8 protein-coding genes and 1 pseudogene are annotated in these 12,834 nt (G+C 72.8%); 2 read left to right on the top strand and 7 right to left on the bottom strand.

Annotated features, from left to right (window positions below):
* From AB5J49_RS45185 to AB5J49_RS45200, 4 genes are all read right to left on the bottom strand, one after another.
* Positions 1 to 2,223: an NHLP family bacteriocin export ABC transporter peptidase/permease/ATPase subunit gene (locus tag AB5J49_RS45185; RefSeq protein ID WP_369174677.1), complete on the bottom strand. Its 2,223-nt coding sequence runs from the start codon at positions 2,221 to 2,223 to the stop codon at positions 1 to 3.
* Positions 2,220 to 3,026: an HlyD family efflux transporter periplasmic adaptor subunit gene (locus AB5J49_RS45190; protein ID WP_369174678.1), complete on the bottom strand. Its 807-nt coding sequence runs from the start codon at positions 3,024 to 3,026 to the stop codon at positions 2,220 to 2,222. The genes AB5J49_RS45185 and AB5J49_RS45190 overlap by 4 nt, the downstream gene beginning before the upstream one ends.
* Positions 3,027 to 3,169: 143 nt before the next feature.
* Positions 3,170 to 3,385, bottom strand: coding sequence for a hypothetical protein (locus AB5J49_RS45195; RefSeq protein WP_030052098.1), 216 nt, complete (start codon positions 3,383 to 3,385; stop codon positions 3,170 to 3,172).
* Between the two features lie 477 nt (positions 3,386 to 3,862).
* Entirely contained in the window at positions 3,863 to 4,276 is a 414-nt protein-coding gene (locus AB5J49_RS45200) for a PaaI family thioesterase (protein ID WP_369174679.1), read from the bottom strand.
* A 189-nt stretch (positions 4,277 to 4,465) separates the two neighbouring features.
* Between AB5J49_RS45200 and AB5J49_RS45205 the strand changes: the two genes are divergently transcribed.
* The gene (locus tag AB5J49_RS45205) at positions 4,466 to 5,821 is read left to right on the top strand and encodes a S1 family peptidase (protein ID WP_369174680.1); all 1,356 of its coding nucleotides are present in this window, start codon (positions 4,466 to 4,468) and stop codon (positions 5,819 to 5,821) included.
* Between the two features lie 275 nt (positions 5,822 to 6,096).
* On the opposite strand, the gene AB5J49_RS45210 is transcribed toward AB5J49_RS45205, so the two are convergent.
* Entirely contained in the window at positions 6,097 to 8,247 is a 2,151-nt protein-coding gene (locus tag AB5J49_RS45210; RefSeq protein WP_369174681.1) for a SpoIIE family protein phosphatase, read from the bottom strand.
* 353 nt (positions 8,248 to 8,600) lie between these two features.
* Between AB5J49_RS45210 and AB5J49_RS45215 the strand changes: the two genes are divergently transcribed.
* A complete protein-coding gene (locus AB5J49_RS45215; RefSeq protein WP_369174682.1) occupies positions 8,601 to 9,209 on the top strand; it encodes a LuxR C-terminal-related transcriptional regulator in 609 nt (202 codons plus the stop codon).
* Here the strand turns inward: AB5J49_RS45215 and AB5J49_RS45220 are convergent.
* Positions 9,142 to 11,115: pseudogene (locus AB5J49_RS45220) on the bottom strand (ATP-binding cassette domain-containing protein); the annotation flags it as partial. The gene AB5J49_RS45215 and the pseudogene AB5J49_RS45220 overlap by 68 nt on opposite strands.
* Entirely contained in the window at positions 11,112 to 12,812 is a 1,701-nt protein-coding gene (locus tag AB5J49_RS45225; protein WP_369174683.1) for an ABC transporter ATP-binding protein, read from the bottom strand. The gene AB5J49_RS45225 and the pseudogene AB5J49_RS45220, both read right to left, overlap by 4 nt.
* Positions 12,813 to 12,834: the final 22 nt, after the last annotated feature.

Here is a 12,834-nt window from a genome sequence, read left to right on the forward strand (position 1 = left end):
TCACCGCTCCTTGACCAGTGCCGCGTACGCGCCGCCGCGCGCCACCAGCTCCTCGTGCCGCCCGCGTTCGACGATCGTGCCGTGCTGGAGCACGACGATCTCGTCGCTGTCGCGCACGGTGCTGAGCCGGTGTGCGATCACCACGCAGGCGCAGCCGCGCTTGCGCAGGTTGTCCATCACGACCTGCTCGGTCTCCGCGTCCAGCGCGCTCGTCACCTCGTCGAGGACCAGGATGCTGGGGCGGCGCACCAGCGCCCGCGCGATCTCCAGGCGCTGGCGCTGCCCGCCGGAGAAGTTGCGGCCGTCCTGCTCGACCTTGCTGTGGATGCCGCCGGGGCGGCGCATCACCACGTCGTACAGCGCCGCGTCGCGCAGCGCGTCCACCACCGCGTCGTCGGGGACGGACGGGTCCCACAGCGCCACGTTGTCGCGGATCGTGCCCTCGAAGAGGAACACCTCCTGGTCGACGAAGGAGACGGAGGCGGCGAGCGCGCCGCGCGGGATGTCCTCGATGCGCTGGTCGTCGATGCGGATGACGCCCTCCCAGGGGGCGTACAGGCCGGAGATCAGCCGGGAGACCGTCGACTTGCCGCTGCCGGAGCCGCCGACCAGGGCCACCTGCCGGCCCGGGCCGACCGTCAGGTCGAAGCCGGTGAGCAGGGGCTTGTCGAGCGGGCTGTAGCCGAAGGTGATGTTCTGCAGCTCCACGTGGCCGTTCAGCCGGCGCGTCGACTCGCCGGCGCCGGGACGGCCGTAGAGCGGGTCCGCCTCGAAGTTCTCCACGTCCTTCAGGCGGGCCACGTCGGCGGCGAAGTCCTGGATGCGGCCCGCGACGCCGTTCAGGCGGGTGATCGGGGCGGTGAAGCGGGTGACCAGGGCCTGGAAGGCGACCAGCAGGCCGACGGATATGCCGCCCTCGACCGCCCGCATACCGCCGATCCAGAGGATGAGCGCGCTGTTGAGCGAGGCGAGCGTCGGTGCGACCACGCCCAGCCAGGCGCTCGGCACGCCGAGGCGCTGCTGCTCCTCCAGCGTCGTGGCGTGCTGTCCGGCCCACTTGCGGAAGTAGCCGTCCTCGCCACCGGTCGCCTTCATCGTCTCGATCAGCTGAAGGCCGGTGTAGGCGGTGTTGGTGAGCCGGGCGTTGTCCGCGCGCAGTTTCGCGGTGCGGGTGGCGCGCAGGCGGATCACGACCCGCATGGCGACGACGTTCAGCAGCGCGACGCCGATGCCGACGAAGGTGAGCTGGGGGTCGTACGTGTAGAGGAGGAGCGCGTACAGGATGACGACCACCGCGTCCACGCCTGCCGCCGCGAGGTCGCGGGCCAGCGTCTCGGCCACCGCGTCGTTCGACTGGAGGCGCTGCACCAGGTCGGCCGGGCTGCGCTGGGAGAAGAACGTCACCGGCAGGCGCAGCAGATGGCGCAGGAAGCGGGCGCTGGAGAGGGTGGAGGAGATGATGCGGCCGCGCAGCAGGTTCGCCTGTTGCAGCCAGGTCAGCACGAGGGTGAGCAGCACACAGGTCCCCATGGACGCGAACAGCACGCCCAGCAGGGAGGTCTGGCCCCCGATGAGGAACATGTCGATGTAGGTGCGGCTCAGCGCGGGCACCGCCGCGCCGACCACCACCAGGAGCAGGCTCGCCAGGACGGCGGCGGGCATCGTGCCCGCGGTGCCGCGCAGCCGGGCCGGCATCGCGCCGAGCACGCCCGGCTTGCGCCCGCCCTTGCTGAAGCCCTCGCCGGGCTCCATCACCAGGACGACGCCGGTGAAGCTGCCGTCGAAGTCCTCCATGGGCACGAAACGGCGGCCCTTGGCGGGGTCGTTGATGTAGACGCCCCGGCGACCGAAGCGGCGGCCCATGCCGTCGTAGACGACGTAGTGGTTGAACTCCCAGAACAGGACGGCCGGCGTCTTCACCTCGGCGAGGGCGGCCGTGTCCATCTGCATGCCCTTGGCCGTCAGCCCGTAGCTGCGGGCGGCCTTGAGCAGGTTGCTGGCACGCGAGCCGTCGCGCGAGACGCCGCACGCTATGCGCAGTTCCTCCAGCGGGACGTGGCGGCCGTAGTGGCCCAGCACCATCGCGAGGGAGGCGGCGCCGCACTCCACGGCCTCCATCTGGAGCACGGTGGGCGTGCGGACGGTCTTCGACCTGCCCTTGGGGACGGGGCGCTTCGGCGGGGCGGCCCGGCGCCTGCTGCGCGTCTCCTGTGCGGCGCTCACGGCAGCAGCCAATCGACGGGACGCTGGTCGGCCAGCCGGATCGAGGCGTCGGCGATGGTCATGGAGGTGAGGGAGAACGGCGGCCCGTCGGCGGACGACCACTTGTAACCGCTCTTGGTGCTGGACTCCTTGTCCAGCTTCACCAGTACGGCCACCGGCCTGCCGTCCTTGGTGAACTGCTCGCCCAGCTGGTTGTCCCCGAGGAACGCGGCGATCTGCTGCGCCGACTGCGCGGAGCGGTCCACCGACTTCACATGGCCGCGCAGGACGCCGTACTCCTGGGTGGGAACCGAGGAGACGGTGAGGTCCACGGCGGCCTTGTCGGGGATCGAGGCGGCGTTCTCGGCGGGCACGTACACCGTGGCGTACAGCGCGTCCTTGGTGTGGGCGACCTTCTCCACGGCGGCGACGTTCGCGCCGGTGGAGATGATCTGCCCGATGGTGGCGGCGAGCGCGGTGACCCGGCCCGCGGCGACCGTACGGACGACCGTGTCGCCCTTGGCCGTACGGACCTTCAGTACGGGGGAGTTCGCCGGGAGCCGTTGGCCCTGTTCGGCGAGGACCGCGGTGACCTGGCCGGCGACCGGACTCTGCAGGATGTAGCTGCCCTGCCCGTGGGTGAGGATGGCGGGCGCGCCGACCGTGGACGTGACCGAGCCGGTCATGGCCCACACGGACGCGGCGGCCATGACGACCACCGTCACGGACAGCACCAGCCAGCCCTGGGGGCGGGCGAAGCGCACCGGAAGGTCGAGCTCCTCCGGTGACTGGAGCTTGGCGAGGGCCTGTTGGCGGAACTGCACGGGACTTTCCCTCACCTGAGGATGAGTGGAGACCGGCTCACGTGGAGCCAGGTCGTGGTGCGAGGGGTGCCGGTTGTTTTATGGCACCCGAGAATCTCGGAGCCGGGGAACGGCTCCGGGACTCAGCGGTACAAAAGGCGCGATCAGAGACCGGCGACCAGACCCGAGACCGGGGCGGTGTTCAGGCCGGTGACACCCTCCACGGTGCCGACGACCGTGTCGACCAGGCCGGAAACCGGGGCGATGCCGTTGACAGCGTCGAGGGCACCGTTCACGGCGTTGACCTGCAGGCCGCCGGAGACGTTGTCGAGCTCGGCGTCGGAGATCTCGACGGTCGCAACCTGGGGGGTGGAGTTCATGATGGAACTTCCCTTCCTAATGGGTATTTCACAAGGGGGAGCGGCCCCCTCTGGGGACAGATGACGGCCGCGACCGCAGGAACCCGGCGCCCCGTTTCCGGAAAGCCGTTCACGGCCCCTGCGGTGCGATGGATCAAAGCACGCTGCGGGTACGGGCTTCCAATCAAACTTCGGCCTCACCAGGGCACTTTGGTCGCGGCGGCATCGATACGTGCAGACGCGGGCACGCCTTGTCGGCGACTTCTTCACATGCGTCACAGCATCGGCTCGGGTGAGCTGTTGCATCCGCTCGGGGGAGACCCGGCCGGTGCGGCGCCGAATCCGACACTCCCGCCCCAAGGGGGTGACCGCGGGTAGCACCTTGTGCAGAACCCCGGTGCACGGTGACTTCGTTGAGTATTGAATGTGCAGATTCCCTGAAGCCGGGATTCCGCTCGGTGTTCACGACCGACCGCTACCGACCGGTAGCGGATCGTGTCAGCCCAATAGTGCGTACACCGTGCTCGCCCGGGCGGCGATTTCTGCCGACTCCTCGGTCGTCATCGTGATGTCGGCGAACGCCATACGGCGGCCCAGCTTGGTCACGACCGCTTCGATCAGGACATCCGAACCGACCACCGCGCGCTGGAAAGACGTCGACTGCTGCACCGTCGTCATCGGTCCGTACGCCCCGCGCGCCGCCGACACGGCGATCACGGTGGCGGTGTCGGCGGCGGCCATCAGCGCCTGCCCCGACAGTGCGCCGCCCTCTCGGGCGAGCCCGTCCGACCAGGGCATGCGCAGGATCGCGCGGCGATCTTCCACCGCTTCGACCGACAGTCCCAGGCGAAGGACCCAGGGGGCGAAGTTGGCGGAGAGGATCTTGTCGGCTTCGGCGGTGGTCATCGTCATATGGGGGATTGTTCCCGGCGCCGTACCTCCAAGCGCGGTCCTTGGCCGATTCGGTGTTTCGAGCGGCGTGTGTGCGAACGGAGTTGAACGCTCCACTCGAACCGCGCGTACCAACTGCCAACCAGGCGCCCCGAAAAGCCGCCGGACGAACGGCGGCACAGACCCCGTCCCCCCAGGAGGTCGAGAAGTTTGAGTCACAAGCGAATTCCGAAGCGCAAGGCCGCGATAGCCGCGGGCGGCGTGGTGGCGCTCGGAGCGGCCGCGATCCTGCTGCCCAACGCCAACGCGTCCCAGGACGGCGCGTCGAACGACGCCGCCGCCCCCAAGACCCTGAAGGCGGCGGACGCGTCGGATCTCGCCTCGCAGCTCGCGGGACTGCTCGGCGACGCCTTCGCCGGCTCGTACTACGACACCGAGAGCAAGCAGCTCGTCGTCAACGTCGTCCCCGGCGACAACAACAACGTGGTCGTCCAGGCGGAGAAGGCGGGCGCGAAGGTCCGCGAGGGCGAGAACAGCCTGACCGAGCTCGCGTCCGGCGCGCAGACCCTGAAGTCCGAGGCGACCATCCCGGGTACGGCCTGGGCGGTCGACCCCAGAACGAACAAGATCCTCGTCACCGCAGACAGCACCGTCACCGGCGACAACTGGGACCAGCTGGAGTCGACCGTCGAGAGCCTCGGCTCCGGCATGGCGACCGTCAAGAAGTCGGCCGGCACCTTCAAGACCTTCCTCTCCGGTGGCGACGCCATCTTCGCCGGCGGGTCACGTTGCTCCGCGGGCTTCAACGTCACCGCGGGCGACGGCACCCCCGCCTTCCTGACCGCCGGACACTGCGGGGTCGCGGCCGAGCAGTGGTCGGACGCCGAGGGCGGTCAGCCGATCGCCACCGTCGACCAGGCCACCTTCCCCGGCGACGGCGACTTCGCGCTCGTCAAGTACGACGACCCGGCGACCGAGGCCCCGAGCGAGGTCAACGTAGGCGACCAGACCGTCCCGATCAGCCAGGCCGCGGACGCCGAGGTCGGTCTCCAGGTCCTCCGGATGGGCAGCACCACCGGCCTGAACGACGGCCAGGTCACAGGGCTCGACGCCACGGTGAACTACCCGGAGGGCACGGTCACCGGGCTCATCCAGACCGACGTCTGCGCCGAGCCCGGCGACAGCGGCGGCTCCCTGTTCACCCAGGACGGCCTGGCGATCGGCCTCACCTCCGGCGGCAGCGGTGACTGCACCGCCGGCGGCGAGACGTTCTTCCAGCCGGTGACCACCGCCCTGGAAGCGGTCGGCGCGACCCTCGGCGGCGACGCCGCGGGCGGCGCGGGCGCCGGTGATGGGGCCGGCGGCGAGGAGGCCGGTGCCGGCGAGGAAGCGGGCGCTGGTGAAGAGGCCGGAGCCGGTGAGGAGGCCGGCGGTGAAGAAGCCGGGGCTGGTGAAGAAGCCGGGGCTGGTGAAGAAGCCGGGGCCGGTGAAGAGGTCGGCAACGGCAACGCCGACGGCACGGGCAACGGCCTCGGCGAGATCGTCGGCAACGGCGTAGGGAACTGACGCCCTGACACCGACGCACGGATCCGAGTGATCCGGACGAGACACATGGTCCGGCCCTCCGGCGGGAGGGCCGGACCGCTCCGTTTCGGGGCCGTCGGTCCAGCGTCCGCAACAGCTGGGTCGTCAGCCCTGCATCCGCGCCGGGTCATCGGTCCCGTGCCCGCAACCGCGTGATCGGCCCCGCGCCCGCCGCCGTGCCGTCAGCCCGCGGCCGCAGCGTGCCGTCAGGCCTCACCCGCAACCGGGTCATCGGCCCCAGGCCCGCCGCCGTGCCGTCAGCCCCGTGCCCGCAACAGCAGCAGCGCCACGTCGTCGACACGTTCCCGCACCGACGCGGCATGCTGGATGAGCAGATCGGCCAGTTCGTCCAGGGGCCGTTCCCCGGACTCCGTGAGCACCTGGCCGAGATCGGCGAGCGCGTCCTCGATGTCGACGCCGGGAGACTCGATCAGTCCGTCGGTGTAGAGGACGAGCACACAGCCGGGCGTGAGGTCGACCTCCGTCGTCGGATACGTGGGCGAGCCGTCGATGCCCAGCAGCGGGCCACCGGCGAGGTCGAGCACCCGCACCCGTCCGTCCGGCCGTCTCAGCAGCGGCGGCGGATGCCCGGCGCGGGCCATCACCGCCCGCCCGTGTTCCGGGTCGAGCCGCAGGTACAGGCAGCTGGCGAACAGGTCGGAACCGAGGTCGAGCAGCAGCCGGTTGGTGCTGCGCATGACCTCCTCGGGCGCCTGACCGACGGTCGTGTACGCGCGTACGGCGGTGCGGATCTGGCCCATCAGGCCGGCCGCGGTGACGTTGTGGCCCTGCACGTCCCCGATCACCGCCGCCGTCAGGCCCTGCTCGGTAGGCACCAGGTCGTAGAAGTCGCCGCCGATCTCCATGCCCTGCATGGCGGGCAGATAGCGCGCGGCCGCTTCGACGCCGGGCAGCGTCGGCAGCGAGTGGGGGAGCAGGGCGGCCTGCAGCCCGTGCGCCAACTGGTTCTTGGCGTCATAGAGCTGGGCCCGCTCCAGGGCCTGCGCGATCAGCCCGCCCAGACTGGTCAGGACCGCCCGTTCGTCCGCCGGGAACGGATGCGGGTCGGCGTAGGCGAGCACACAGGTGCCGACCGGCCGGCCGGAGGCGATCAACGGCAGATACGCCCAGGCCGCGAAGCCGTCGGGAGTCGCGTGCCGCAGCGGATACAGACGCTCCAACTGCTCCTGGGACTCGAAGAACGCGGGCACCCCGGTGCTCAGGGCGTGCGTGCCCGGAGTCTGCTCGGTCAGCGGCATGCCGTCGAACCGCTCCACGATCTGCGGATCCGGATAGCCGCGGTGGCCGAGCACATGCAGCCGGCCCGCCCCCGAGCCCAGGACCACCAGGGCCTGGCTGCCGACGGCCGGCACGATCTCGTCCGCGACCAGTTGCACCACGTCCTGCACACCCGCCGCCTGGGTGAGCGCACCGGCCAGGCTCAGCACCTGGGAGATGGTCACCAGCCGGGCCGGCGCATCGTCGGGCTGTGGTCCGCCACGACCCATCTCGGCCACCGCGCGCGCCCTGCTGATCCGCACGCTCAGGCCGGTCGTGCTCGGATACATGCGGAAGGACAGCCAGTCGCCGGGTGGGCGCAGCGCCACGAACGACGTGCTGTGCTGGCTCATCAGCGCGGCCCGGTAACGATCCTCGTACACGGGGTCGTTGAGCCAGGGCACCGAGGCCCACAGCTGGTTGCCGAGCAGCCGGTTGGCCGGGACGCCGATCAGCTCGGCCGCCGCCGGGTTCGCGAAGCTGATCCGGCCGTGCAGATCGAGCGAGCACAGCCCGTACGGCAGCCGGGAGACCATCCGGGCCGCCTCCACCGAGCCGAGTGTGCCGGCCGCGCCGCCGAACGCCGGGCCGGCGAGCAGATCGGGCTCGGGGAGCGGCGGGCGGCTGTCCTCCTTGGCGCGCTCCAGCCGCACCGCGAGCCGACGGCAGGCCGCGGCCAGATGTTCCCGATCCCGCTCCGACATCTCCGGGGGATGCGAACCGGGCCAGGTCACGAAGATCGCGCCGTAGACGGTGGTCTCGGTGGCCACGGGCAGCGCGGCCAGCGCGAAGGGATAGGGCAGCACGACGGCGATACGCGGATACCGGGCCGCCATGTCCTCCTCGCCCCCGACCCACACCAGGCGCCGCTCACGCACCGCCTCCGCGACGGGGATCGGCGCGCTCAGCCCGACCCGTTCCCACGGCGCCGCGAACGCCCGTGGCAGCCCCGCCATCACCGCCATCTCCAGCACGGGCTCGTCGGCCGCCAGCAGGTACACGGCACCGGAGTGCGCGTGCACCTCGTCCATCATCGAGGCCAGCGCCAGCGACAGCAGCGGCCGGCCGACCCGCGTCCTCGCGGCCGCCGGCGCCTGGGCGGACGTCTGCCCGTCGGACACGCCGACCACCTCCTCGCACGGGCGCGTCCCGGAGGTGACCCGGGCGGCTCGAGCGCGCCGGGCCCCAGGGCTCAAATCTCCCCCCTCCCGGCCCTTCGCGCACGGCGAGCGCCCGGCGGCCCCGGCGCGGGCCTGGACACGGGCACACAAGTACCCCGGTACGGCGAGATCCGCCCCGTACCCCCTCGGCCCCCCCCCATGCCCCCACAGTCGAAGCGCAGCGCGGCGTACGGGCGCCGCGCGTGCGCCCCCGCGCACCCTGATGGCCGGTTCTTCGCGCCCGGTGATGGTGCGGGACGCGAACAATGGGGCACGCGCAATTTCACCAAGAACCGGTGTACGGCGAGTCGAAGGGACGGGCAGTGATCCGGGTGCTTCTGGTGCACGACGCATGTCTGGTCAGATCGGTCCTGGCGGAGTGGCTGCGCCGGGAACCGGACCTCGGGGTGTTCGACTCCTCGTGGCAGAGCGCGCCCGGCCGTCTGCGATCCGTGCGTCCGCACGTCTGCGCGGCCGACCTCGACTGCTCCGACGCCTACGGCATCCCGCCGCTGGGCGACCTCTGCGCACGTGAGCCGGGCCGGACACCGCCCCGGCTCCTCGTGCTGGCCAGCGCCAACAGACCGGGCCTGCTGAAGCGGGCCGCCGAGGCCGGGGCGCTCGGCTACGTGGACAAGGAGAGCTCGCCCGAGCAACTCGTGGACGGGATCCGGCGCGTCTCCGAGGGAAAACGTTTCGTCGATGACTCGCTGGGCTTCGGTTTCCTCAAGGCCGCCGAGATGCCGCTGACGCGGCGGGAGCTCAGCGTGTTATCCCTCGCCGCCGAGGGGGCCTCGGTGGCGGAGATCGCGGGGAGCCTGCATCTGTCCCACGGGACGGTGCGCAACTACATGGCCGCCATCACCCGCAAGACCGGTGCCCGCAATCGCATCGACGCGATCCGGATCTCGCAGGGCGAGGGCTGGCTCTGACGGCTCGGGTGTCCAGCTGCCGACGAGAGCGCGGTACGACGCCGAGCGACGTACGAGTTCGTCGTGCGTGCCGTACGACGTGTGCCGGCCGTCCATGACGAGGACCCGGTCGGCTCGGCGGGCCGAGCTGATGCGGTGCGCGACGACCACCAGGGTGCCGCCCGGCCGCTGGGCGAAGGCCCGCTCCGCACGCTCCTCGGCCCGCGGGTCCAGGTGGCAGGTCGCCTCGTCGAGCAGGGCGAGCGGGGCGCGCGAGAGATAGGCCCGCGTCAGGGCGACGAGCTGCCGTTCGCCCGCGGAGAGCGCCGCCGGATCCACCGTCGCGCCGGGCCCGCCGAGCGCCTCCAGCAACGGCGAGAGCCCCAGTGCCTCGGCCGCGGCGAGCAGCTCCCCCTCCGGTACGGGGTCCGACCGCAGGTGCCCGAGGTTCTCGGCGAGCGTGCCGGTGAACACGTACGCCTCCTGCGGGATGAGCACCCGCGCCGCGGCGGCCTCGCGCCCCGGCACCGGGTGCCCGCAGAGCCGGACGGTGCCGTGTCCCGGCCTCAGCAACCCGGCGACCAGCGCGGCGAGCGTGGACTTCCCGATACCGCTCGGCCCCACGACGGCGAGGTGGGCGCCGGGCTGGAGGGTGAGGTCCAGGTCGTCGATCACGGGCGTCGCGTCGGGGCCGTAGGCGAAGGTGACGGAGGCGAGGGAGAGGGCGGGCGCGGTGGTGGCCGCTTTGGCCGGGTGAGCGGGGTGCACGGTGGGGGCGTCGGTGGTGTGGGGTGGGGGAGTGGGCGTACGTCCGGAGTGTGCGGCGGGGGAGTGGCGCGTCGTCGGTGGCGTGAGGTGTGCGTGCGCGCGGTGTATCGGTGGGGCGGTGTCGGGGAACGGGCGTTCCGACGGCGGGGCGCGGGCGGGGTGCCGCATCGGCGCCGGTCCTGGTCCCGGCCCCTTCCCCGCCCTCCGCCCCGGTCCCGCCCCCGCCCCCGGAGGACGTTTCACGGGTCAGTCGGCGCAGTACCACCACCAGCCGGGAGCCGCTTGTGCCCAGCCCGTGGACCAGGTTGCGCAGGGCGGGGAGGAGCGACTGGGTGACATAGGCGAGGGCGCCCACCAGTGCGCCGGCGGTGACGCCGTGGTCGAGGAGCCAGGGTGCGCAGGCGAGGAGCAGCACGATCGGGAGTTGGCCGCCCAGTGCGAGCGAGGCCACGCGCACGACACCCCAGCGGGCGAGGGAGGAGGCGGCCCGCAACTCGGCGTCGACACGGCTCCCCGTGGCGGCGGCGACCCGTTCCTCCGCACCGGCCGCCGTGATGTCCCGCAGCCCCGGGCAGACGGTGCCGAGCCGGTCGGCCAGCGCCTCGTCGGCGACGAGGAACGCCTCCTGGCGGCGGGCCAGTGGTCGCAGTGTCGCCGCGAACAGGCCCAGACCCGCGGCGAGCGGAGGCCCGACGACCAGCAGGAGCAGCGGGTCGAGCGACACCAGTCCCGCGACGGCGCCGATCGAGGTGAACACGAACGAGCGCGACACCATCACCAGCCCGGCGAAGGTGTCCCGCGCGATCTCGACCTGCTGCGTCAGCCCGGACAGCGCCCCGGTGTCCGCCTCCCGCACCCCGCGCGAGACGACCCGCGCGACCAGCCGGTCCCGGAGCGGTTCGACCAACGCGGCGACCGCACCGTACACCCGAGCCGTGCCGTAAGCCCCGACCAGCACGCCGACTCCGGCCACCCCGAGCCAGGCGAGCCCGACCCCGGGCCGTCCGGCCAGGAACCCCTCGTCCAGGGCGCGGGCGAGCGCGTACCCGGTGAGGAAGGTCTGCCCGGTCTCCAGAACGGACCAGCCGGCCAGCCGCACCACGACCCGCCACCGGCCCCACAGGAAGCGGAGGCCGCGCCGGTGGACGCCCTCGGTCATGGCCGCTCCCCGTCCGCGCCGTCCGCGAACACCGCCCGGTACTCGGGGATCTGCCACAGCCGCTCGTGTGGTCCCACCGCCCGCACCCGGCCCCCGTCCAGCCAGGCCACGGCGTCCGCGCGGGCGGCCGTCGCGGCGCGGTGGGCGATCAGGAGGCGGGTGCCGCCGTGCGGGCCGCCGTTCGCCAGGGCCGCGGTGATGCGGGCCTCGGTCACCGTGTCGAGGCTGGAGAGGGCGTCGTCGAGAATCAGTAGGCGGCCGCCGTGGGCGAACGCCCGGGCGAGGCCGAGGCGTTGGGACTCCCCGCCGGAGCGCGGGGCGTCGGCGACGGCGGTGGCGTAACCCTGGGGCAGACGTCGTACGAAGTCGTCCGCGTGGGCCGTACGGGCCGCCTCCCGGACGCGGTCGGGGGTGGGGGAGGAGAGGGCGAGGCCGATCTCCTCCTCGACCGTGCCGCCCAGCAGGGCGGGGCGCTCGAAGGCGTGGCCGACGGCCCGGCGCAGCGCGTCGTGGGTGAGTTCACGTAGCGGCACCCCGTCGAGGAGCACCTCTCCCGCGTCCGGCTCGGCCAGCCGTCCGGCGACCGCGGCGAGCAGCGACTTGCCCCCGCCCGACCGCCCCACGACGGCCAGCGTGGTCCCGCCGGGCACCACGAGGTCGACTCCGTCGAGCACGGCACGCCCACCGCGCCGGGCGGTCACCCCGCGCAGTTCCAGCCGGCCCGGACCGGGCGGAAGCGAGCGGTCGCCGTAGCCGGGAGCCGGTTCGGCGAGCACCTCGTCGAGGCGGGCGGTCGCCGCCCGGGCCCGGGCCAGGCCCGCGAGATGACCGACGAGGACGCCGACGCCGGCGGCGAGGACCGCGTACCGGGAGGCCGCGAGCACCTCGCCCACGGTCAGCCGGTGCCGGGCGAGCAGGACCCCGGCCACGGCGACGACGCCGAGTTGGAGCAGCGGGGCCACCGCCACGGACCGGCCCGCGGCCCGCCCCTGCACCTGCCACATGCGGTGCCCGGCGTCGGACAGTTCGGGCAACGGCCGCAGGATCCGTGCCGTCTCCCGGTCGGCCGTACCCGCCGCCTCGATCGTGCGGTGGCCGCCGACGGCTTCCGAGAGTGCCCGCGCCATCCGCCCCTGCACCTGCTGGTAGCGCGTCACGCATTCCCTGGTGTCGCGGGCGAAGGCGCGCAGCAGAAGGGCCAGCACCGGTGCCCCGGCCAGCAGCACGGCGGCGAGCCACGGGTCGATCAGAGCGAGGGCCACCACGCCCCCCACCGGTCCGGCGAGCGCGGCGAGCAGAGCGGCCCGCGCGGTCGGTGCCGTGCCGGCCTGGGCGGCGTTGCCGACGAGACGCGCGACTAGGTCGCCGGGTCCGAAGCGGGCGCCTGCGCGTGGGCCGACGGCCAGGACATGCCCGGTCAGACGTCGGCGCAGCCAGGCGGTGGTGCGGGCGTCCACCGTGCCGCCGAGCACCGTCTCGCAGGCGTCGAGCAGGGCGAGCAGCACGATGATCGCGGTGCAGTACAGCACCCAGCGGGTCGCCGGGGAGTGGGAGAGCAGCAGGTCCAGGGTGTGCCCCAGCGCGGCGGGCAGCAGCAGACCGGCGCCGGTGGCGGCCGTGCTCACCAGGCACAGGACCAGACAGCGGGCGGGGGCCGGGCCGAGCGGCCCGGGGAGCGTCCGGTTGGCTGGTGTCATAGGGCTGCACCCCTCACCCCTC

It is taken from the genome of Streptomyces sp. R28, from assembly GCF_041052385.1.
GTDB lineage: Bacteria > Actinomycetota > Actinomycetes > Streptomycetales > Streptomycetaceae > Streptomyces.

Bases quoted from the DNA above. Each gene is read 5' to 3' on its own strand.
- AB5J49_RS45200 (WP_369174679.1), bottom strand. From the start codon at position 4,276: ATGACGATGACCACCGCCGAAGCCGACAAGATCCTCTCCGCCAACTTC.
- AB5J49_RS45195 (WP_030052098.1), bottom strand. From the start codon at position 3,385: ATGAACTCCACCCCCCAGGTTGCGACCGTCGAGATCTCCGACGCCGAG.
- AB5J49_RS45225 (WP_369174683.1), bottom strand. From the start codon at position 12,812: ATGACACCAGCCAACCGGACGCTCCCCGGGCCGCTCGGCCCGGCCCCC.